This is a genomic window from Pseudomonas sp. 20P_3.2_Bac5, assembly GCF_025466035.1.
In the GTDB taxonomy this organism is placed as follows: domain Bacteria; phylum Pseudomonadota; class Gammaproteobacteria; order Pseudomonadales; family Pseudomonadaceae; genus Aquipseudomonas.
In genome coordinates, this window is sequence record NZ_JANLOA010000039.1 from 1 (window position 1) to 20,399 (window position 20,399).

A 20,399-nucleotide genomic window follows, 5' to 3' on the forward strand; every position below is an offset into this window, starting at 1 on the left:
CTGCCACCAAATGGCGCAGGACTTGCTTGTAACGGATTAACCGATCCGGAGCCGCCGATGAGCACAATAAAAACAGCGTCCGCCACCGCGACCTCTAACCCCCGCCTTGCCCGGGAACGCCTGTCCGTGGAAGGGCAACTGCCCGATGGCTTCCTGCGTGCCGAAATCGACGCCTCCTGGCGCCGTAGCCTCGGCCATGGGGTTACCGGTAACGCCGGGCAGGAAGTCGCCCTGACTTCCGCCGCCAGCCTCGACCTGCTGCTGGCCAACAACCGCCCACTGCTGGACGCCGCGACCGCCGAACTCGATTACCTCGGCGCGCGCCAGGGTCAGGACAGCCTGATTATCCTCGCCAATGCCGACGCCACCATCCTCACCATCCATGGCGAATCCGCCGTGCTCAAGCGCCGTGGCCTCGGCGATATTTCCCCCGGCACCTGCTGGAGCGAAGCCGCTCGCGGCACCAACGCCCTCGGCACCGCGCTGGTGGAAGCGCGCACGGTGCAGATCGATTGCGGCGAGCACTTTCTCGAACGGCTCAGCGATTTTTCCTGCACCTCGGTGCCGATCCATTGCCCGCAAGGTGAGTTGCTCGGCGTCCTCGACCTGACCCGCCAAGGCCCGCTGGGCCGCCTGCCTGACCGCACCGCGCTGCTGGCGCTGGCGGTCAGCCAGATCGAAAGCCGGCTGTTCAAGAGCAGCTTCCCCGAACAGATCGTGCTGGCCTTCCACAGCCGGCGGCAGTACCTGGAATCCTGCTGGCAGGGCCTGCTGGCGGTGAGCCTGGACGGGCATATCCTCGCCGCCAGCAACCAGGCCTGCCAGTTGCTGCGCAGCGACCGCGCCAGTTTGATTGGCCAGCGCTGCGACGGCCTGCTGGGCATGCGCCTGGAGCAATGGCTGGCGCGTTTGCAACCTGGCCAGGTCGACAGCGTCGAGACCGCCAAAGGCGCCTTTTACTACAAGACCCTGCAAGTGCCGCAGCGTCCGCTCGCGGTGTCGGTTCCGGCGCTGGTCGCCCGCGTCGCCCCCGCTGTTTCCACCACGCCGTCGCTGGAAGCACTCGGCGCCGGCAACAGCCGGTTTGCCCGGGCGTTGCGCATGGCTCGCCAAGGGCTGGCCAATGACTTGCCGGTGGTGCTGCTGGGCGAAACCGGCAGCGGCAAGGAAGTGGTGGCCCGCGCGCTGCATCAGGAAAGCGCCCGCGCCGGCAAACCCTTTATCGCGGTGAACTGCGCGGCGATCCCCGAAGGGCTGATCGAATCGGAACTGTTCGGCTACCGCGAAGGCGCCTTCACCGGCTCGCGTCGCGGCGGCATGGTCGGGCGTTTGCAGCAGGCCCATGGCGGCACGCTGTTTCTCGACGAAGTCGGCGACATGCCGCTGGCCTTGCAGGCCCGGCTGTTGCGGGTGTTGCAGGAGCGCAAGGTGGCACCGTTGGGCGCGGCCCAGGAGCAGGAACTGGACATCGCGCTGGTCTGCGCCACCCACCGTGACCTCAAACGCCAGGTGCAAGACCAGCAGTTCCGCGAAGACCTCTACTACCGCATCAACGGCATCAGCGTGCAGTTACCGGCTCTGCGCGAGCGCGAAGACCTTCCCGCGCTGATCGACAGCCTGCTGGCCCGCCTCGGCGGCCAAGGCGTGCGGCTGTCTGCCGAAGTGTCGCGGTTGTTCGCCGGCTATCACTGGCCGGGCAACATCCGCCAACTGGAAATGAGCCTGCGCCTGCTGCTGGCGATGCGCGAAGACGGCGAGCAGGAACTCGGCCTCGATCATCTGCCAGACAACCTGCTGGATGAGCTGCGCGCCGGCGAGCCACCGGTCAACCGCGACAACCTGCGCCACAACCAGCACGACCTGATTCGCCAGGCCCTCGACCGTCATCACGGCAATGTCTCGGCCGCCGCCGATGCCCTGGGCATCAGCCGCGCCACGCTGTACCGCAAGCTCAAGCAGATGCCGCGGTGATGCAGCGTCTGCTCTCGCGCCTGATCGAGCATCAGGACCGTCCCGCCCTGCACGACGCACTGGGCTGGTTGTACAGCTTCGTCCGCCCGCAGCGGCTGGCCATCGCCGGCCTGCTCGGGCTGTCGATGTGCGCCACGGCGCTGGTGCTGGTGCAGCCGTGGCTGACCAAGCTGCTGATCGACGACGGCCTGCTGGCCAAGGACTTCCCGAAGCTGGCGCTGATCGCCGGCCTGATGGTGCTGGCCGGGATCGTCGGCACGCTGTTGTCCGGGCTCAATCGCTACCTGCACACGCGCCTTTCGGGGCGCATTCTGTTCGCCCTGCGCGACGAGTTGTACCGGCACTTGCAACGTCTTTCGCCGACCTTCTACGGCCAGCGCCGGCTGGGTGACCTGATGTCGCGGCTGGACGGCGATGTCGCCGAGATCCAGCGCTTTGCCGTGGACTCGCTGTTCTCCGCGGTGTCCAGCGTGATCGGTCTGGTCTGTGCGTTGGCGATGCTCTTGGTGTTGTCGTGGAAGCTGGCGCTGCTGGCGCTGGTGCTGATTCCGCTGGACGTGCTCTGGCTGCGCTGGATGCGGCGCAAGGTCGAGCGCGAGGTGCGGCAGTTGCGCGAGCGTTCGGCGGACGTTTCGTCGTTTCTGGTGGAGACCCTGCCGGCGATGAAATTCATCCAGTCCGCCGGCCAGCAGCAACGCGAGGCCCGCCGTCTTGATGGCCTGGGGCAGGGCTACATGGGCCAGTTGCTGCGGGTGCAGGTCACCGAATTCTTTACCCAGGCGGTGCCTGGCACCCTGACGTCGCTGTCCCGCGCCTGCGCGTTTCTGGTGGGCGGTTACTGGGTGGTGCAGGGCACCTGGCAACTGGGCGCGCTGATCGCGTTTTCCACCTACCTCGGCATGGCCGTCGGCCCGGTACAAAGCCTGCTGGGCTTGTATGTGGCGATGCAGCGCATGAGCGTCAGCCTTGGCCGGGTGATGGAGTTGCGCGGCGTTGCCCCGGAAGTCGACAGCCCGGTCCACACCCGGCCGATGCCGGACCGCGGCGACCTGCATTTGCGCGGGGTGTGCTTCGCCCACCCGGGGCGCGCGCCGTTGTTGCAGGATGTCGGCGCGAGTATTCCCCACGGCAGCAAGGTCGCCCTGCGCGGTATCTCCGGTGCCGGCAAATCCACCTTGATCGACCTGCTGCAGCGCTTCTACGATCCGCAGTCGGGGCAGATCCTGCTGGGCGGCGTCGACCTGCGCGAACTCGATCTGCACGCCTTGCGGCGGCGGGTGGCGGTGGTCAGCCAGGACATCGTGCTGTTCCGTGGCAGCCTCGCCGACAACCTCGCCTACAGCGTGCCGGATGCCAGTCGCGAAGCCATTGCCGAAGTCGCCCGGCTGGCGCAACTGGACAGCCTGATCGCCAGCCTGCCGGAAGGCCTCGACAGCCCGCTGGGCGAGCGCGGCCAGCAGTTGTCGGGCGGTCAGAAACAGCGTATTGCTATCGCCCGCGCACTGCTGCAGGACCCGCTGCTGCTGGTGCTGGACGAAGCCACCTCGCAAGTTGACGAACACACGGAGCGTGAAGTGATTGCCGCGATTGACCAACTCTTTGCTGACCGTACCCGCATCCTGGTTAGCCACCGTCCCTCGACCCTGGCCGACGCCAGCCTGCATCTGGTCCTGCGTGAGGGTCGCCTGCACGTTCTGACGGAGGCCGGCCATGCGTGATTTTCGGGTTGGCGTGGTCGACAGCGGCACGCCCCTGGCGCGCATGGGCGAGGCGCGGCGTTTCCAGTTGGCCTCGGTCGGAATCAGCCAGCAGCCGCCGCTGGAAGATGCCCTCGGCCACGGCAGCGCCGTGGTGCAACTGATCGCTGCGGGTGCCGGAGACGTGCCGATCCATGTCGCCCAGGTCTTCGATCAGCGGGGTGTCACCACTGCCTTGCAGGTCGCCGCCGGGATCGACTGGCTGGTGAGCTGCGGCGTGCGCCTGATCAATCTCAGCCTTGGCCTGCGCGAGGACCGTCCGGCACTGCGTGAGGCCTGCGCGGCGGCGATCAAGGCCGGCGTGTTGATCTGCGCCTCGACCCCGGCGCAAGGCGCGCCGGTGTATCCCGCCGTTTATCCCGGTGTGTTGCGCATCACCGGCGATGCGCGTTGCCAGCCCGATGAGTGGAGCTGGCTGGACACGCCCCAGGCCGATTTCGGCGCCTGCGTACGGGCCCGTGAGAGTCCGCTGTCCGGCGCCAGTTTTGGCTGCGCGGCACTGACCGGGCACATCGCCGCCTTCCTGCGCGACCAGCCTCACGCGAGCAACGCCCAAGTGATGGCGTGGCTGCTGTACAACGCCCAGTACCGTGGGCGCGAATACAAAGGCCAGGCATGAAATCCATCGTCGTGCTCGGCGCCGGACCTGCCGGTGCCGCTGTTGCCCTGGGCCTGCGCCGGCTTGGTTTCGAGGTGTGCGTGGTCAGCGAATGGCGGCGCTTCGCGGCGCTCGAAGGGGTGTCGCAACGGGTGCTGGAAGCGCTTCGCGGCGCCGGGCTCAACCGCGCATTGGCGGTGGCGAGCGAACCGTCGCGGCGCCACGCGCGCTGGAACGGCGAGGCCCATGACCGCAATGTCGAATTTCTGCTGGACCGTCCGCGTTTCGACCAGGGCCTGCGCGACGACCTGCACCACGCCGGCGTTCGCCTGATCGAAGCGCGGGTGCTTGGCGTGCGGAGCGAAGCGGGCGGGGTGACCGTCGAACTGGACGGCGCGCCCGCGTTGTCCGCTGATTTCTACGTCGAAGCCCGCGGGCGCCAGGCCCCGCAACACGACCGTTCCGTGGGCCGTGCCTGGCGCGGGCCGGAGACCTTGAGCCTGCTGAACCGCTGGCAGGGCGAGCCCGGCAGCGGCGCCAGCGCCGTGGAAAGCCAGGCCGATGGCTGGATGTGGATGGCCCGGCAGGCCGATGGTCGCTGCTACTGGCAGTGGACTCTGGACGTCTCCGGTACGGCATTACCGGACAAATCCGCGCTGCTCGATTTCTGCCGCGAACGCCGCTGGCAATCGCCGCTGGCGCGGGCGTTTTTCGCCGCACAGGACGAACGCGACCTGCAACTGCACGCCCGCAGCAGCACGGCGATCCTCACGCCGGTGTGTGGCGGCGACAACTGGTTGCGGGTGGGCGATGCGGCGATGGCGGTGGACCCGTTGTCGGGCAACGGCATCTTCCAGTCACTGTCCTCGGCCCTGCAGGCGCCGGCGGTGATCAACACCCTGCTGGCCCGCCCGGAGCGCCGCGACCTGGCCCTGCGTTTTCACCAACAGCGGGTCGAGCACCTGTTCTGGCGTTTCGCCCGGCTCGGGCGGGATTTCTATATCGAGGAACAACGCTGGGCCGACCAGCCGTTCTGGCAGGCGCGGCGGCAATGGCCGGACGCCGAACCGATCCACGCCGAGGTGGATTTCGCCAGCTTGCGGATAGAACAGGCGCCAGTGCTGCGTGACGGTCTTGTGGACCTCGCGCACGTGGTGATCAGCCCCGATCAGCCATTGGGCATCTGGCACCTGAATGGTGTGGAACTGGCGCCGCTGGTCAGCCGGTTGCGCACTGAACCGGCCGATCAAGTGCTGGCGCCGCTGAGCCCGGAACAGCAGCGCCACATCCGTGGCTGGCTGCTGAGCCAGGGCTACCGTCCCTGATTCTTAAAGCTTGATCAACACCGATTTCAACTCGGTGTAATGTTCGATGGCCGCCGCGCCCATCTCCCGGCCAACGCCGGACATCTTGTAGCCGCCGAACGGCAGCGCCGGGTCCAGCGCGCTGTGGCAGTTGACCCATACCGAGCCCGAACGAATCTTCGGAATCATCCGGTGCACGGCGCCGAGGTTGTTGGACCAGATGCTCGCGCCCAGGCCGTACGGGCTGTCATTGGCCAGGCGCAGGGCTTCGGCTTCGTCGTCGAACGGCATGGCCACCAGCACCGGGCCGAAGATTTCTTCCTGCACCAGCGGGTGTTTCTGATCGACATCGACGATCACCGTGGGTTTGACGAAGTAACCGGGGCCGAACTGCTCGCCACCGCAGGCGATGGTGGCGCCGCTGTTGCGGCCTTGTTCGATGTAGTCGAACACGCGTTTCTGCTGGCGGGCGGAGATCAGCGGGCCCATCTGCACGCTGGGGTCGAGGCCGTTGCCGAGTTTCATGCTGTTGGCGATGCCGGCGATGTCGGCCACCACGTTGTCGAAGTGCTTGCGGTGCACATACAGGCGGGAGCCGGCGCAGCAGACCTGGCCCTGGTTGAAGAAGATCGCCTGGGCGGCGCCGGCGGCGGCGATGGACAGGTCGGCGTCGGCCATGACGATGGTCGGCGATTTGCCGCCCAGTTCCAGGGTGACGCGGGTCATGTTGTCCATCGCCACTTTGCCGATCTGCTGGCCGACGGCGGTGGAGCCGGTGAAGGTCAGTTTGTCCACGCCGGGGTGGCGGGTCAGGGCATCGCCGGCGACCACGCCGGTGCCGGTGACCACGTTGAACACGCCCGCGGGGTAACCGGCTTCCAGCACCAGTTCCGCCAGCTTCAGGGCGCTCAGCGGGGTTTCGTCGGCGGGCTTGAGGACCACGCTGCAACCGGTGGCCAGGGCCGGGCCGAGTTTCCAGCAGGCCAGCAGCAGCGGGAAGTTCCAGGCGACGATGGCGCCGACCACACCCACCGCTTCGCGCCGGACGAACCCATGGAACTCGTCGTTGGGCATCAGTGGCAACGACACCTCGACGGTCTGGCCCTCGATCTTGGTCGCCCAGCCGGCCATGTAACGCAGGAAGTCGATGGCCAGTTGCACGTCCATGACCCGCGCCACCACCGCGCTCTTGCCGTTGTTCAGGCATTCGAGCTGGGCGAGGATTTCGCCGTCGCGCTCCATCAGGTCGGCCAGTTTCCACAACAGGTTCTGCCGTTCGCGCGGGCGGGTCCGGCTCCAGGCCGAATCATCGAAGGCCTGGCGCGCGGCGCTCACGGCACGACCGACATCGGCGGGCGTGGCTGCCGGCACCTGGCACAGCACCTCGCCGCTGGCCGGGTTGCGCAGGGTCAGGCGCTCGCCGTCGCTGGACTCGACCCAGTCGGCGCCGATCAGCATGGTCGGCGCGCGTCGGATGAACGCCTCGACGGCAGGGTGCAGGGGGGCAGTGGTGGACATGGCAAACCTCGTTCTTGTGAGTGATTGCCAGGGCGGATCGCAACCGCTGTGCCAAGTGCCGGGTGTCGTCCTGCAGCGCTGTGAATCCAAGGGGTGAAACGTTGCCGCAGCCTGGCTGCTGTCGCACACCGGCCGTCGCAAATTGCGACAGGCGCTGAGACATTCTCAGCGGCCTGCGACAGCCGTCTCACGCCGTCTCAGTTGTCGCGAATTTAGCCGCGAGGCCCGTGTCATATGGTCCGCGAAGCCCCTGATACGGTGCTTCCGGCTCTTGGCACACAATATGTATCGGCACTCGCAAGCTGCTCTTCGGTCCGTGCTCTGCCGCTGTACGGCCGACAGAAGAGACCTATAAGAAGTGTACGAACAATAAGAAGAACCCCCGTGGAGGTCAGTCATCGATGAAGAGAACACTCAGGTTCGCCAGCGCTGGAGGTTTGCTGGCAATGGCCGTCAGCCTTGCCTTGCAGCCCCAGGTCAGCCAGGCCCGCGAAGCCCAGGCGATCCTCAAGGAAACCTGCCAGGGCTGCCACCTGCCCGAAGGTGACAACGCCTTGAGCCGCATCAGCCACCAACGCAAGACCCCCGAAGGCTGGCTGATGACCATCGGCCGCATGCAGACCATGCACCAGTTGCAGATCAGCGACGAAGACCGCCGCACGCTGGTCAAGTACCTCGCCGACACCCAGGGCCTGGCGCCCAGCGAAACCGACGGCGTGCGCTACGCCCTCGAACGCCGCCTGAACACCGTCGAGCAGATCGGCGAACCCACTCAGCAAATGTGCGCCCGCTGCCACTCCGGCGCGCGGATCGCCCTGCAGCGGCGTCCGGCCAAGGAGTGGGAACACTTGGTCAACTTCCACCTCGGCCAGTGGCCGTCGCTGGAATACCAGGCGCTGTCCCGCGACCGCGACTGGTTCGAGCTGGCGAAGAAAGACATGGTGCCGCTGCTGGCGCAGCAGTACCCGTTCGACAGCAAGGCCTGGAGCGACTGGCAAAAGTCCATGCCCAAGGCCGCGACCCTGGCCGGCACCTGGAGCTTCAGCGGCCACCTGCCGGGCAAGGGCGAACTCAACGGCGTGATGACCGTCAGCCCGGAATCCGGCGATCGCTTCAAGGTCAGTCTCGACGGCCAGTACGCCGACGGCACGCCGTTCAAGGGCCAGGGCACGGCGATGCTCTACAGCGGCTATGAATGGCGCGGCACCGTGGACGTGGATGGCGTAAGCATGCGGCAGGTGCTCGCCGCCAATAACGGCCAGCTCACCGGCCGCATGTTCGAAAAAGCCCACGATGAACGCGGCCTCGATTTCGTCGCCGCGCAGCAAGGCTCGCCGCGCCTGCTGGCGGTGCAGCCGGGTTATGTGAAGGCCGGCAGCGAAGCCGAGTTGACCCTGGTCGGCAGCGGCCTGAATGGCACGCCGTCGTTCGGCAAGGGTGTGCAGGTGCTTGAAGTGTTGGAGAACACCCCGCAGCGCGTGCGGGTCAAGGTCAAGGCCGCCGCCGATGCGCCGCAGGGCCTGCAGGCGGTCAGCGTCGGCAAGCTCGGTGGCCCGCAACTGGCGGTGTACCGCGAGATCGCCGAGGTGAAAGTGGTCCCGGCGTTCTCCGTGGCGCGGGTCGGTGACAACGGCGGTTCCACGCCGAAGGTGCAGGGCCGCTTCGACGCCGAGGCTTGGGGCCAGGGCGCCGATGGCAAGGCTTACCGCATCGGCGTGTTCCCGGCGCAATGGAAAGTCGAGCCGTTCGACGACCGCGCCCGCGAGGACGAGGACGTCAAGTTCGCCGGCATCATGCAGGCCGACAGCGGCGTGTTCACCCCCGGCGACGCTGGCCCGAACCCGGCACGGAAGATGTCCACCAACAACGCCGGCAACCTCAAGGTCATTGCCGCCGTGGACGACGCCGGCAAGGCGCGTACCGGTGAAGGTCAGTTGATCGTGACCATCCAGCGCTGGAACAACCCGCCCATCCCGTGACACGGCGGTTTGACCTGGCCACATCCGAATGTTCTAGGAGGTTGCGATGGGCGCGATTCTGAATTTGGTAGAACGCAATCTGCATGAAGTGCGGGTCGATGACGCCCGCATGCTGTTCCACATTCCCAGCAGCTCGCTGTTCGCCAGCGATGCCCTGACCGGGGAAATCATCGACGCACTGCGTCATGAAAGCTGTTCCAGCGATGCCCTGGTGCAACGCCTGGCGGCGCGCTTCGACGGCGTTGAAATCAACGAGACGCTGCGCGAATTGATCGCGCTGGAACTGGTCAGCGACGGCTCGCCGCTGAGCCCTGAAACGGCGCTGAAGAAGGTTGAGCGCACCGCGCTCAATACCGTGGTGCTCAACGTCAACACCGGCTGCAACCTGAGCTGCACCTACTGCTACAAGGAAGACCTGGACAAGCCCTCGGCCGGCAAGCGCATGGACGTCGAGACCGCGGTGGCCTCGGTGGAAATGCTGCTCAAGGAGTCGCCCGACGAGCCGTTCTACACCGTGGTGTTCTTCGGCGGCGAGCCGCTGAGCAACCGCAAGCTGATCGAGTACATGGTCGATTACTGCGAGCGGCGTTTCAGCGAGGCGGGCAAGCGGGTGGACTTCGTCATGACCACCAACGCCACGCTGCTCACCGAAGAGATCGTCGACTACCTCAATGCCCACCGCTTCGGGCTGTCGGTGAGCATCGACGGGCCGAAGACCGTGCACGACCGCAACCGCATCACCGTGGGCGGGCAGGGCACCTATGACGTGGTGCGGCGCAAGGCCGACATGCTGCTGTCGCGCTACGACAGCCGCCCGGTGGGCGCGCGCGTCACCCTGACCAAGGGCGTGACCGATATCGAGACCATCTGGAACCACCTGTTCAACGAGATGGGTTTTGCCGAAGTCGGTTTCGCCCCGGTGACCTCGGGCGACATCAGCGACTACAACCTCTCGGGTGAGGAACTGATCGAGGTCTTCGCCAACATGAAGGCCCTCGGCCGCAAGTACCTGGAGGCGGCGCTGGAGCACCGCAACATCGGCTTCTCCAACCTGCACCAGTTGCTCACCGACATCCACGAAGGCCACAAGAAAGCGCTGCCGTGCGGTGCTGGCCTGAAGATGCTGGCGGTGGACCACAAGGGCGAATTGAACCTCTGCCACCGCTTCACCGGCTCCAGCCTGCCGACTTTCGGCAACGTGCACAGCGGCGTGAAGCAGGTCGAACTCAACGAGTTTCTCTCACAGCGCCTGGACCGCACCAACACCGGCTGCGACACCTGCCGCATCCGCAACCTGTGCTCCGGCGGCTGCTATCACGAGAGCTACGCCCGCTACGGCGACCCGGCCCATCCGACCTACCACTATTGCGAACTGATGCGTGACTGGGTGGACTTCGGCATCGAAGTCTACAGCCGGATCATGGCCGAGAACCCGGCCTTCATCAGCCGCTACATCACTGCGCGCAAGGTCCACTGACATGAAGCATCTCAAGCCGATCAACAACAAAGCACTGAAGCTGGAACAGGCCGCCGAGGAAAACCGCATCGAAGAAGTGCTGGCGATGAACTCGGTCGCCGGCTGCGCCTCGACCACCGACCCGGGCTGGGAAATCGACGCCTTCGGTGGCGTCTCGTCGCTGTGCCAGCCGATGGAATCGGACCTGTATGGCTGCTCCGACCCTTGCTGGTGGCCGGCCCAGGTGCCGGACATGATGAGCACCTACCCCGACTGGAACAAAGACGCCCAGGCCTCCGGCGATAACTGGCGCAACCTCGGGACCGTGTTCCCGGACGACAAATGAGCCCCCAGGCAGACAAGAAGAGGGATATCCGCATGCTTCAGATTGCAACCCGCGGCCTGGCCGCCCTGGTGGTGCTCGGCGCCGGTTCGGCGATGGCCGCCGACGAAGGCAAGGCGCTCAACGCCGGCCACGAATACATGGTCACCACCAACTACCCGAACAACCTGCACGTCATCGACCTGGCCAGCGAAAAGCTCTACAAGACCTGCCAGATGCCCGACGCCTTCGGGCCGGGCTCGGTGCAGATGTCGCCGGACAAACGCATCGCCTATGTGCTGAACAACCACTACGCCGACATCTACGGCGTCGAACTGGACAGTTGCAAACAGGTGTTCCACGCCAGCATCAGCCAGTTGCCGGGCGAGAAAGCGCGGTCGATGTTCTCCTTCACCATCAGCCACGACGGCAAGGAAATCTACACCGTCGCCAACCCCACCAAGATGTTCAGCGACCACTACGAAGTGCAGGCACCGCGGCTGGACGTGTACGGCACCGATGGCGGCCTCAACGCCAAGCCGCTGCGCAGCTTCCCGGCGCCGCGGCAACTGACCATCATGCAGAGCGGTGACGACGGCAGCCTGTACGTGGCTGGGCCGGACATCTACAAGGTCGATGTGAAGACCGGAAAATTCGACGTCATCGTCCCCAGCCGCAACTGGAAGCGCCCCAACTACAGCGCCCCGGACGTGCTCTACGTGTGGAACCAGCAGACCTACCGGCATGATTTCTCGCTGCTCTACACCGCGTCGAAATTCAAGGACGAGAAACAGGACCCGGCGGCGGCCGAGTACGTGTACGGCTTCTTCAACATCGACCTTGCTACCGGCAAGAGCCAGACCGTCGACTTCGGCCCGCTGACCGAAATCTACTTCAGCGGCATGCGCTCGCCGACTGATCCGAACGTGGTGTATGGCGTGCTCAATCGCCTGGCCAAGTACGACATCAAGGAGAAAAAGCTGATCAAGGCCGCGACCCTGGATCACTCGTACTACTGCGTCTCGATGAACAAGGCGGGGACGCGGATCTACCTTGCGGGCACCTACAACGACATCGCTATTTTTGATGCCGAGAGTCTGGAGCCGAAGGGCAAGATTCAGTTGCCTGGGGGGGATATGGCGATTACTACGGCGCAGGTGTTTGTGCGGTAGCTTGTCGGCACGTCGATCTGTCGCGAAGGGCTGCTCTGCGGTCCTTCGTGACGGTTGATATCGAGGTGGCTGACTCCGGGGTTAAGTGCATTCCTGGAAGTTGTCGCAGTCTGACTGTAACTCGATGGCCGGTTCGCCGTACTCCAGACTCAGCAGACTAGCGTCATCGTTGACACTCGGTAGATCGAGACCCAAATGCAGGTGTTCATGCCAGTAACCGTCACTGCAGAGCAGCAGCCGCGCATCCAGTGGTAGGTGTGTGCTGAAGCAGTCCGGAGCGTAAAAACGCCTGGCGTTCAGAGAGCGGGTTAGCAGGTGCCGTGATTCCTGAGTTACTGAGGCCGCTCCCGGCCAGATGGCCTGGTCTTGCAGGTTATGCGGGCGGTTCAGCCAGTTGATGGCTTCTCCTGGTCGCTGGATCCCTACCTGACAATCGCCAACATGCGCTATATGGAACAACTGCTGCTGGAGGTCGACGAGTACGCAGTTGTAGCTGGCGATGGCGTGCAGGTGATGTTGGCGCAGCCGCTTTTGTTCGGCGCGCATGATGCCCACCAGCCCCGCGGGGTTCAATTGCCGAGCATCTCCAAGCGCAGCGTTGATCACTGTACGAGACCAGTGCCGGGCAAGGCCTTGCCCATTTCCTTTCTCGGCAGCATCCACAAGCATGGCCAACACGTAGTGGTCCTTGCGCCCAAAAGCTGCGGCATCGTTGTTCCCGCACCTTGCCCTGCCTTGGCGACTGATCCAGCCAATCCGCATCAGTGGCTAACTCCTGCCAAGGCTTCCAATCGCTCGAACAGCAGGTTTTCGCGGTCAGCATCGCCTCTGGCCTGGGCGCTGACGGCATATTCAAAGTTGCCATCGCCGAGCAATTGGCCAATCGCCTGGCCGATGTAGTCGCGCACCTCGACCACGGCTGATTGGATTTCGTCCTGTAGTTCCGGGCGCCCGTCAATCAAGTTGAGTATGTCTTCTATGTCACGACTGGACAGTGCATCCCCTCGTCCGCGCCCTTTCCACGCTTCCAGCTTGGTTGCCACGAAGTACACGGGGCTGACCAGGTTGATACGAATTTCCTCGTTCAGGTCGTAGACCGTGGAGGTGATCATCGCGTCTCTGTACCAGCGGTTGGTAAATCCGAGGGAGCTGTCGTCGGGCATGAAATCAACGCGAAGGTCGCCAAGTTTCATTGCGCAGACGGGGAAGTCATCATCATCGTCCTGTGGGCTGACCCGGAAGCCGCGAGTGCTGAGTGTCTCTTGTAAACGCGCGAAGCCTACAGGGCCCATAACGTGCACGATCAGATCAACATCGTCGGTGCTGCGGACGTGTTCCCGGGTGAAGGCGTCGGTCAGCAGCAAACCCGTAGTGCAGCCACCGACAAAGGTCATCTGCTGAGCGAGATCGGGCCCCAGTGCTTTGGCAACCTCGCACAACATGCCCTTAAGGGTGCTGAAAACGCTCATGGCAACTCCAGGCGATCTTGCAACAATTGCGTAGCAAGGTTTCGTTCCCGGGGTTGTCCCAGCCGAATAGCATCGACGAGCGCCAGCAGCGCATACATTTCCGGATCCCTTCGCGCGGCATAGGTCGCAGTCTTGAACAGCGGATCGACCTTCACTCCCAGGGTATTGCCACGCGCATATGGCCAGACCGGCACGTGCTCACCGGCGCTGATCAGGCTTTTGTCCAGCACGGGCGCGGCAAAGCCGGTTGCAATGCCACGCGTCAACAACCCGGCCCGGACTGGAAAAACGTACTTCAGGCCGTAAACGATGAACTCCAACAGAGCCTTGGTGTTCGCTCTGGGGACGCCCAGTTTGCGGTCGGTTTTGGCCAGGCCAATTTCCATGCAGTGCTTTAGAGAGAGGTTGATCTGCGTCTTGCTGATGCCAGTTTGCAGCTCTAGTGCACGCGCGGTGTAGGAGGATGAATACGTGTTGTCCTCCTCAACATCTGAAGGGTTCGGGTACTGCGACGATGGATCATCATCCCAATCTTCCCAATCGTGCGGCCAGGCTGCCACCGCCTTGCCAGGCGATTCATGCCGTTGAAGGCAAACCAACTTGAGCAGTAAGCCGATGTCTTGACCTTTCATTCGATGCCCTATCTAGTTGTCCCGTGTCCTGGGACACGGGACAAAATGAACACGCAATTCACTAGAGTGCAAGCGGGAATGGATATTTCTTTTCAGGCTGTCAGCTCACAGTGCCTGTCTGAGCGCTCAGTAAAACCGCCGCGGATCCGAAGCCCCCGCCAGGCTCGCCAACTGGGTCAGCGCGAACCTCAATTCATCCTCGCGGGTCGGTGACATCAGCACCACCCGCACGCCGCGTGTCTCGCCGTTGCGCTCGGGCTGGAACTGCGATCCGCTGAGGACTTTCACCCCCTGCGCCCGCGCCAATGTGGTGAATTCGTCCGCGCTCCACGGCTCCGGCAACTCCAGCCAGAGGTGATAGCTGTGTGCCTCGGCCCTGATCCGCAACCCCGGCAGCAGCTCGCGCGCCAACGCCTGGCGGCGCGCCGCTTCTTCGCGCTGAAGCCGCACCAGTTTCAATTCCAGCCCTTCAGCAATGATGTTGCTCGCCAGTTGCGCGGTCAGCGGCGAGGGCATCCAGACGCTGCTGCGCACCATCGCCGTGAGCCGCGACAGCAGCCGCGGCGGGCTGTACAGGTAGCCGATGCGCAGCGCCGGCAGCACCGACTTGGACAAGCTGGTGAGGTACACCGAACGCTCCGGCGCATAGCTCGCCAACGGCCGCAGGGTGGTGTCGCTGGCGAGGAAACCGTAGATGTCGTCGTCCAGGATCAGGAAGTCGAACTCTTCGGCAATCGCCGCGATCTCCGCCCGACGTTCATGCGACATGGTGGCGGTGGTGGGGTTCTGGCAGGTGGCGACACACACCAGCATCGTCGGGCGTTCACGCTGGCACAGCTCGCGCAGCGACGCCGGGATGATGCCTTGTTCGTCCATCTCAACGCCGCGCAGGCGCCGTTGCAGGCTGTGGGCCAGGGAGATGATCCCCGGGTAGCACAGCGACTCGCAGAGGATCAGGTCGTTGTATTCGGTCAGCGCGCTGATCGCCACCAGCAGCCCGTGCTGGGCGCCGGCGGTGATCACCACCTGTTGCCATACGGCGTCGGGCAGCGAGTGCCGCAGCCATTGCGCGCCGGCTTCGCGGTGCGCCGGATGACCGCCGTCGGGGGCGTAGTCGAGGGTCTGGGCGAAGTCGGTGCTGTTGGCCAGTTCCACCAGCGCGCTGCGCAACCACGATGTGGCGGTGTCGCCGGCGGGTTTGATGATGGACAGGTCCAGCACCTGCGAGCTGCCCTGCAACGGCGTGGTCGCAACGGTGGGCGGCGCGCTGATCTCGGCCGCAGGCGTGGCGCGGACGTAGGTGCCGCGGCCGACTTCACCCTGCAACAACCCGCGCCGCTGCGCCTCGCTGTAGGCGCGGCTGACCGTGCCCGGCGTGACCTGCAGCGCCTGGGCCAGCTCGCGCAAGGTCGGCAGGCGTTCGCCGGGGCTGAGCAGGCCGCTGGCGATATCCCGCGCCAGGGCGTCGGCAATCGACAGGTAAACGGGTTGGTTGAAGGCGTTGAGAAGGGGGACCCACATGGACATTGCTACCGGTGAAAACAAGTGGATCGAGCCTATCACATCGCAGCAATCGGCCCGATGGGGCGATCAATACCGGGCTGCTGGTGACAGGGTTGGGATAAAAGATATTTCAAAATGTTTAATTGAGTCTATTGAATTGATTCGATTGAATCGAATAGATTTGAAATGAGTCGAATCAATTTGCTCCCCGCCCGCCACTGGAGACTGTATGGAAACGCTGAGAAAAGACTGTTCGCTGTCGGCGATTGTCGCCGGGTTGATCGCTGTGATCATTTCCTACGCCGGCCCGCTGATCATCGTGTTCCAGGCCGCCCGCGAGGCGCAGTTGTCGCCCGCCGAGGTGTCGTCGTGGATCTGGGCGATCTCCATTGGCAGTGGCGTCACTGGCCTGTTGCTGAGCTGGCGTCTGCGCGCGCCGGTGATTACCGCGTGGTCCACGCCTGGCGCGGCGTTGCTGGTGTCGATGCTGCCGCAGGTGTCGCTGGCCGAAGCGGTGGGGGCGTATATCGTCGCCGCGCTGGTCATTGCGCTGGTCGGCTTGAGCGGCGCCTTCGACAAACTGATGAGCCGCCTGCCCAAGGCCATTGCCGCGGCGATGCTGGCCGGCATCCTGTTCCGCTTCGGCGCCGAGCTGTTCACCTCGATCAAGGTGCAGCCGTGGCTGGTGCTGTCGATGTTCGCCAGTTACCTGGTGTTCAAGCGCCTGTCGCCGCGCTACGCGATTCTCTCGGTGCTGATCGTCGGTTGCGCGGTGGCCGGCCTGCTCGGCCAGTTGAACGGCTCGGCGCTGACCCTGGCCCTGGCTGAACCGGCGTTCATCACGCCGCAATGGAGCTGGCACGCGATCATCAACATCGGCCTGCCGCTGGCGCTGGTCAGCCTCACCGGGCAGTACGTGCCCGGCATGGCGGTGATGCGCAGCGCCGGCTACACCACCCCGGCGCGGCCGATCCTCGCGGTGACCGCCATCGGCTCGGTGCTGCTGGCGCCGTTCGGCTCCCACGGCTTCAACCTGGCGGCGATCACCGCAGCCATCTGCACCGGCCGCGAAGCCCACGAACAACCGAGCAAGCGCTACATCGCGGGGATCGCCTGCGGGGTGTTCTACATCCTCATGGGCTCTTTCGGCGCGACCCTGGCCTCGGTGTTTTCCGCCTTGCCCAAAGAGTTGATCGCCGCGTTGGCCGGGCTGGCGCTGTTCGGCGCGATCATGACCGGCCTCGCGGGCGCCATGGCCGACGAGAAACAGCGTGAAGCGGCGCTGATCACCTTCCTCGTGACCGCTTCGGGCATGAGCTTCCTGGGCCTGGCCGCAGCGTTCTGGGGGCTGATCTTCGGCCTGGTTGCCCATTGGGTGCTGAGCTACAGCCGCCAACGCGGCGCCGCGGCCGCCGCAACCCCTGCCAACTGAGAGACAGCTCTCGTCTGCGATCACTGCGCGTTGTAAGGCGCACACCGGACGGCGATAATGGCACATTGCTATTTAGCTGCTCCGGTGCCCTTGTTTCACCCTCCCGTGCGATCAGCGCAACAGCGTGTCTCCCCGGCTCAAGCAATGGTTGCGCGCTGCCGATAGCGTAGCGAGGGTTGCGGGTGATCGTGCCTCCCTTGCGGCGATGCCGGGCCTGTCCTTGCGTGTGCGGGCGTCTCAATTATTTCAATGACAGGTTTTGTGGATGCTGGTTTACAGCCAAAAGAGTTTTCTGATCGTCGACGACTTCACCGATTTCCGGACGTCGTTGCGATCGATGCTGCGCGAAATGGGCATCAAGGACGTCGACACCGCCGAAAGCGGTGAAACCGCCCTTCGCATGTGCGCGCAGAAGCGCTACGACTTCGTCCTGCACGACTTCCACATGGGCGACGGCAAGAAGAACGGCCAGCAGGTGCTCGAAGACCTGATGCTGGACAAGCTGATCAGCCACGAAGCGATCTTTGTCATGATCACCGCCGAAAGCAGCCAGGCGGTGGTGCTCAGCGCCCTCGAATACGAACCCGACGCCTACCTGACCAAGCCCTTCAACCGCGTCGGCCTGACCCAGCGGCTGGACAAACTGGTGCAGCGCAAGACGCTGCTCAAGCCGATTCTCCAGGCGCTGGACCGTGGCCGCCCGGCCGAAGTGCTGGTGGCCTGCGAGCAGCTCTGCCGCCAGGACCCGCGCTTCGCCCCGCTGTGCCTGCGTTACCGCGCCGACGCCATGGCCGCGCTGAACCGCCATGAAGAACTGGAGCGGTTCCTCAAGGCGATTCTGGCCAACCGCCCGACGCCCTGGGCCTACGCGGCACTGGGCAAACTGATGTTCAAGCGCGGCCAGGTCGCCCAGGCCCAGGACGTCTACGAACAGGCGATCAAAAGCTTCTCGATGATGCCCGGCCTCTACGACGGCCTCGCCGAAGTGCTCACCGCCAGCGGCGAACACCGTCGCGCCCAGCATGTGCTGGAAGACGCGGTGCGGCTGTCGCCGCTGGCGGTGAAGCGGCAGATGCTGCTGGGCAAGCTGGCGCTGGGCAACGCCGACTTCGACAGCGCTTCGCGGGCGTATCGCCAGGCCGTCAGCCAGGGCCAGAACTCGCGCTTCAAAGACCCGGAAAGCAACCTCGGCCTGGCCCAGGCGCTGATCAGCAAGAACGCCGGCAACGGTCTCGATGCGCGTACCCGGGTCGAGATCAACCAGGTGCTCGGCGATGTCGCCAAGGAATACGGCGAAGACCAAGGCCTGCAAGTGCGCGCCCGCCTGATCAAGGCCACCGGCCTGCAGCAGGCCGGCGACGCCGAGACCGCCGCCAAGCTCACCGAAGCGGCCATGGCCCGCCTCGACACGATGGACCAGTTCTTCTCCGCCGAAGCTGCCCTCGCCGTGGCCGCGCAGCTCAAGCAACTGGGCCAGGAAGACGCCGGCAAATCGATCCTGAAAAACTGCGTCGAGGTCTACGGCGACGACAACGCGGTGATGAAAAACATCGCCAAGCTCACCGACGATCCTTCCATCCTCGGCGCTGGCAACGAAGCGGTCGACCTCAACCGCCAAGGTGTGCGCAGCTATCAGGGCGGGCAGATGAACGAAGCCCTGGAACTGTTCCGCAAGGCACTGAAACTGCAACCGAAGAACATCAGCATCGCCCTCAACACCGCCCAGGCGCTGCTGCGTCTGGGGGGGGAGCAACCGGCGACGGCGGTGCTGCAGGAATGTCGCGATTGCCTGGCCAAGGTGGCCGGCATTCCCGATACCGATCCGCGCTATGAGCGCTACCGCAAACTGCGCATCCGCGCCGTGGGGACATGATGTCTAAGCAATCGGGGCTGGATTTTTCCACGGTGATCGCCTCCACCGTGCACGACATGAAGAACTCCCTCGCCATGCTCATGCAGGCCCACAGCCAGTGGCAGGCACGTCTGCAGGACCAACAGCACCACGCGCCGGAGCAGGTGGTGATCGAGCACGAGTTCGCCCACCTCAACGGCATGCTCGTGCAGTTGCTTGGCCTGTACAAACTGGGCATCAACCAGTTGCCGATGCTCCCTGACTACCACGACCTCGATGACTTTATCGGCGGGTTGCTCGCTGGCTACGAGGGCATTCTCGTCAGCCGCGACATCGTTGCCCGCTTCGAGATTGATCAAGCCGCGCCGCTGGGGTTCTTTGACCGCGAGCTGGTGGGGTCGGTGGTGTCCAACATCATCAACAACGCCACCCGCTATGCCGGGCACGCGTTGCTGGTGACGGTGCGGGAAGAGGGCGAGATGCTGGTCATCAGCATCAACGACGACGGCACCGGCTTCCCCGCGAAGATGATCGAGCAGCAGGAGCAGTATGTGCAGGGCATCGAACACAGCACCGCGAGCACTGGCCTGGGCCTGTACTTCGCCGCCCGCATCGCCGCGCTGCATGAACGCAATGGCGTGCAGGGCCGGATCGAGATTGCCAACGGCGGGGCGTTGGGGGGCGGGTTGTTCAGGATGTATTTGCCGTGATTGATGGGGGATTTTAGTCCGTCATCGCTGCGGCTCGGTGGCTCGACGATCTGGCTTGCCAGCGATGAGCATGGATATCTACACATCTCGCAGGCAAGTAAAAAGCGTCATATCACCGCAAACTGTAGGAGCGGATGAATCCGCTCCTACAGGATTGCAAGTGGCTGACGAGGCCCTCAAACCCATCAGAAATCAGTGGCGCAACTCGATATTCCCATCCCCAACCTGCCGATAAATCGTGTACGGCAGGGCCAGTGTGTCCAGCGCACCGGAAAGCGCGATATCCCAGATCACGAACGGAATGCCGCCGGGTGACCCAGGGGCCTGGGTGGACGGATTGGGTGCGCCATTGAGAATGCAGAAGTTGTAAATCGCACCGCTGTAGACACGGGGCAGCGATGAACACTGGGTGCGCCATTCCTTGAGATTCTTCGCGGTGACATCATCGCCGCGCACAACGGTGTTGAAGGTTCCACACCCTGAGAGCAAAAAGCCGATAACGGCCAGCAGGTAGTAGCCGGGATTCATGAGGGTCAGCTCCGATGCAGTGAGCGGGCAATTATTCCCCATGCCTGGCGGTAGGACAGTCAGCCGGGCTTTGCGCCTGCGTAGGACGGAAATGGCCTTGTTGTCAGTCCCGTCTTCAGAACAGCGGTGGGGGGGGGGGGGGGGGCGCCCCCCCCCCCCCCCCCCCCCCCCCCCCCCCCCCCCCCCCCCCCCCCCC

18 protein-coding genes are annotated in these 20,399 nt (G+C 64.5%); 12 read left to right on the forward strand and 6 right to left on the reverse strand.

Annotated features, from left to right (window positions below):
* Positions 1-57: 57 nt before the first annotated feature.
* Genes NTD88_RS06225 through NTD88_RS06240 form a run of 4 tightly spaced genes read left to right on the forward strand, consistent with a single transcriptional unit; the run spans position 58 to position 5,651 of the window.
* Positions 58-1,971: a sigma-54-dependent Fis family transcriptional regulator gene (locus tag NTD88_RS06225; RefSeq protein WP_262155723.1), complete on the forward strand. Its 1,914-nt coding sequence runs from the start codon at positions 58-60 to the stop codon at positions 1,969-1,971.
* Positions 1,971-3,689, forward strand: coding sequence for an ABC transporter ATP-binding protein (locus NTD88_RS06230; RefSeq protein WP_262155721.1), 1,719 nt, complete (start codon positions 1,971-1,973; stop codon positions 3,687-3,689). The genes NTD88_RS06225 and NTD88_RS06230 overlap by 1 nt, the downstream gene beginning before the upstream one ends.
* On the forward strand, positions 3,682-4,347 hold the full coding sequence (locus tag NTD88_RS06235) for a S8 family serine peptidase (RefSeq protein WP_262130287.1): 666 nt from the start codon (positions 3,682-3,684) through the stop codon (positions 4,345-4,347). The genes NTD88_RS06230 and NTD88_RS06235 overlap by 8 nt, the downstream gene beginning before the upstream one ends.
* Complete coding sequence (locus NTD88_RS06240; protein ID WP_262155719.1) at positions 4,344-5,651, forward strand: NAD(P)/FAD-dependent oxidoreductase; 1,308 nt, start codon at positions 4,344-4,346, stop codon at positions 5,649-5,651. The genes NTD88_RS06235 and NTD88_RS06240 overlap by 4 nt, the downstream gene beginning before the upstream one ends.
* 3 nt (positions 5,652-5,654) lie before the next feature.
* On the opposite strand, the gene NTD88_RS06245 is transcribed toward NTD88_RS06240, so the two are convergent.
* Complete coding sequence (locus NTD88_RS06245) at positions 5,655-7,148, reverse strand: aldehyde dehydrogenase family protein (RefSeq protein ID WP_262155717.1); 1,494 nt, start codon at positions 7,146-7,148, stop codon at positions 5,655-5,657.
* A 401-nt stretch (positions 7,149-7,549) separates the two neighbouring features.
* Here NTD88_RS06245 and peaA point away from each other — a divergent pair, with 401 nt between their 5' ends.
* From peaA to peaD, 4 genes are read left to right on the forward strand one after another with little or no spacing between them, the layout of a single operon-like run.
* On the forward strand, positions 7,550-9,127 hold the full coding sequence (gene peaA, locus NTD88_RS06250) for a quinohemoprotein amine dehydrogenase subunit alpha (protein ID WP_262155715.1): 1,578 nt from the start codon (positions 7,550-7,552) through the stop codon (positions 9,125-9,127).
* 46 nt (positions 9,128-9,173) lie between these two features.
* The gene (gene peaB / locus NTD88_RS06255) at positions 9,174-10,604 is read left to right on the forward strand and encodes a quinohemoprotein amine dehydrogenase maturation protein (RefSeq protein WP_262155712.1); all 1,431 of its coding nucleotides are present in this window, start codon (positions 9,174-9,176) and stop codon (positions 10,602-10,604) included.
* 1 nt (position 10,605) lies between these two features.
* Complete coding sequence (gene qhpC / locus NTD88_RS06260; RefSeq protein WP_095158602.1) at positions 10,606-10,929, forward strand: quinohemoprotein amine dehydrogenase subunit gamma; 324 nt, start codon at positions 10,606-10,608, stop codon at positions 10,927-10,929.
* 32 nt (positions 10,930-10,961) lie between these two features.
* A complete protein-coding gene (gene peaD / locus NTD88_RS06265) occupies positions 10,962-12,077 on the forward strand; it encodes a quinohemoprotein amine dehydrogenase subunit beta (RefSeq protein WP_262155710.1) in 1,116 nt (371 codons plus the stop codon).
* Positions 12,078-12,158: 81 nt separating this feature from the next.
* On the opposite strand, the gene NTD88_RS06270 is transcribed toward peaD, so the two are convergent.
* The 4 genes from NTD88_RS06270 to NTD88_RS06285 form a co-directional block, all read right to left on the reverse strand.
* Positions 12,159-12,839 (reverse strand): hypothetical protein, encoded by a 681-nt coding sequence (locus NTD88_RS06270; RefSeq protein WP_262155709.1) that lies wholly within the window; start codon positions 12,837-12,839, stop codon positions 12,159-12,161.
* Positions 12,839-13,546 carry a nucleotidyl transferase AbiEii/AbiGii toxin family protein gene (locus NTD88_RS06275; RefSeq protein ID WP_262155708.1) on the reverse strand — a complete coding sequence of 236 codons (708 nt, stop codon included), beginning with the start codon at positions 13,544-13,546 and terminating at the stop codon, positions 12,839-12,841. Before NTD88_RS06275 ends, NTD88_RS06270 begins: the two co-directional genes overlap by 1 nt.
* A complete protein-coding gene (locus NTD88_RS06280) occupies positions 13,543-14,178 on the reverse strand; it encodes a hypothetical protein (RefSeq protein WP_262155706.1) in 636 nt (211 codons plus the stop codon). The genes NTD88_RS06275 and NTD88_RS06280 overlap by 4 nt, the downstream gene beginning before the upstream one ends.
* 126 nt (positions 14,179-14,304) lie before the next feature.
* A complete protein-coding gene (locus NTD88_RS06285) occupies positions 14,305-15,699 on the reverse strand; it encodes a PLP-dependent aminotransferase family protein (RefSeq protein ID WP_262155705.1) in 1,395 nt (464 codons plus the stop codon).
* Here NTD88_RS06285 and NTD88_RS06290 point away from each other — a divergent pair.
* The 4 genes from NTD88_RS06290 to NTD88_RS06305 all read left to right on the forward strand — a co-directional run bounded on the left by NTD88_RS06290 (position 15,698) and on the right by NTD88_RS06305 (position 19,675).
* Entirely contained in the window at positions 15,698-15,871 is a 174-nt protein-coding gene (locus NTD88_RS06290) for a hypothetical protein (RefSeq protein WP_262155704.1), read from the forward strand. The two genes, NTD88_RS06285 and NTD88_RS06290, sit on opposite strands and share 2 nt — an antisense overlap.
* A 39-nt stretch (positions 15,872-15,910) precedes the next feature.
* On the forward strand, positions 15,911-17,113 hold the full coding sequence (locus NTD88_RS06295) for a benzoate/H(+) symporter BenE family transporter (RefSeq protein ID WP_262155703.1): 1,203 nt from the start codon (positions 15,911-15,913) through the stop codon (positions 17,111-17,113).
* Between the two features lie 265 nt (positions 17,114-17,378).
* Positions 17,379-18,986: a tetratricopeptide repeat-containing response regulator gene (locus NTD88_RS06300; RefSeq protein WP_262155702.1), complete on the forward strand. Its 1,608-nt coding sequence runs from the start codon at positions 17,379-17,381 to the stop codon at positions 18,984-18,986.
* On the forward strand, positions 18,983-19,675 hold the full coding sequence (locus NTD88_RS06305; RefSeq protein WP_262130273.1) for a sensor histidine kinase: 693 nt from the start codon (positions 18,983-18,985) through the stop codon (positions 19,673-19,675). Before NTD88_RS06300 ends, NTD88_RS06305 begins: the two co-directional genes overlap by 4 nt.
* Before the next feature lie 192 nt (positions 19,676-19,867).
* Here the strand turns inward: NTD88_RS06305 and NTD88_RS06310 are convergent, their stop codons facing one another.
* Positions 19,868-20,203 carry a YceK/YidQ family lipoprotein gene (locus tag NTD88_RS06310; protein ID WP_262155701.1) on the reverse strand — a complete coding sequence of 112 codons (336 nt, stop codon included), beginning with the start codon at positions 20,201-20,203 and terminating at the stop codon, positions 19,868-19,870.
* Between the last annotated feature and the right edge of the window lie 196 nt (positions 20,204-20,399).

Coding starts and splice junctions, on each gene's coding strand:
- NTD88_RS06275 (WP_262155708.1), bottom strand. CDS start 13,546: ATGAGCGTTTTCAGCACCCTTAAGGGCATGTTGTGCGAGGTTGCCAAA.
- NTD88_RS06245 (WP_262155717.1), bottom strand. CDS start 7,148: ATGTCCACCACTGCCCCCCTGCACCCTGCCGTCGAGGCGTTCATCCGA.
- NTD88_RS06230 (WP_262155721.1), top strand. CDS start 1,971: ATGCAGCGTCTGCTCTCGCGCCTGATCGAGCATCAGGACCGTCCCGCC.
- NTD88_RS06270 (WP_262155709.1), bottom strand. CDS start 12,839: ATGCGGATTGGCTGGATCAGTCGCCAAGGCAGGGCAAGGTGCGGGAAC.
- NTD88_RS06305 (WP_262130273.1), top strand. CDS start 18,983: ATGATGTCTAAGCAATCGGGGCTGGATTTTTCCACGGTGATCGCCTCC.
- NTD88_RS06310 (WP_262155701.1), bottom strand. CDS start 20,203: ATGAATCCCGGCTACTACCTGCTGGCCGTTATCGGCTTTTTGCTCTCA.
- NTD88_RS06300 (WP_262155702.1), top strand. CDS start 17,379: ATGCTGGTTTACAGCCAAAAGAGTTTTCTGATCGTCGACGACTTCACC.
- NTD88_RS06240 (WP_262155719.1), top strand. CDS start 4,344: ATGAAATCCATCGTCGTGCTCGGCGCCGGACCTGCCGGTGCCGCTGTT.
- NTD88_RS06225 (WP_262155723.1), top strand. CDS start 58: ATGAGCACAATAAAAACAGCGTCCGCCACCGCGACCTCTAACCCCCGC.
- NTD88_RS06295 (WP_262155703.1), top strand. CDS start 15,911: ATGGAAACGCTGAGAAAAGACTGTTCGCTGTCGGCGATTGTCGCCGGG.
- peaA (WP_262155715.1), top strand. CDS start 7,550: ATGAAGAGAACACTCAGGTTCGCCAGCGCTGGAGGTTTGCTGGCAATG.
- peaD (WP_262155710.1), top strand. CDS start 10,962: ATGCTTCAGATTGCAACCCGCGGCCTGGCCGCCCTGGTGGTGCTCGGC.
- NTD88_RS06235 (WP_262130287.1), top strand. CDS start 3,682: ATGCGTGATTTTCGGGTTGGCGTGGTCGACAGCGGCACGCCCCTGGCG.
- NTD88_RS06290 (WP_262155704.1), top strand. CDS start 15,698: ATGGACATTGCTACCGGTGAAAACAAGTGGATCGAGCCTATCACATCG.
- NTD88_RS06280 (WP_262155706.1), bottom strand. CDS start 14,178: ATGAAAGGTCAAGACATCGGCTTACTGCTCAAGTTGGTTTGCCTTCAA.
- NTD88_RS06285 (WP_262155705.1), bottom strand. CDS start 15,699: ATGTGGGTCCCCCTTCTCAACGCCTTCAACCAACCCGTTTACCTGTCG.
- peaB (WP_262155712.1), top strand. CDS start 9,174: ATGGGCGCGATTCTGAATTTGGTAGAACGCAATCTGCATGAAGTGCGG.
- qhpC (WP_095158602.1), top strand. CDS start 10,606: ATGAAGCATCTCAAGCCGATCAACAACAAAGCACTGAAGCTGGAACAG.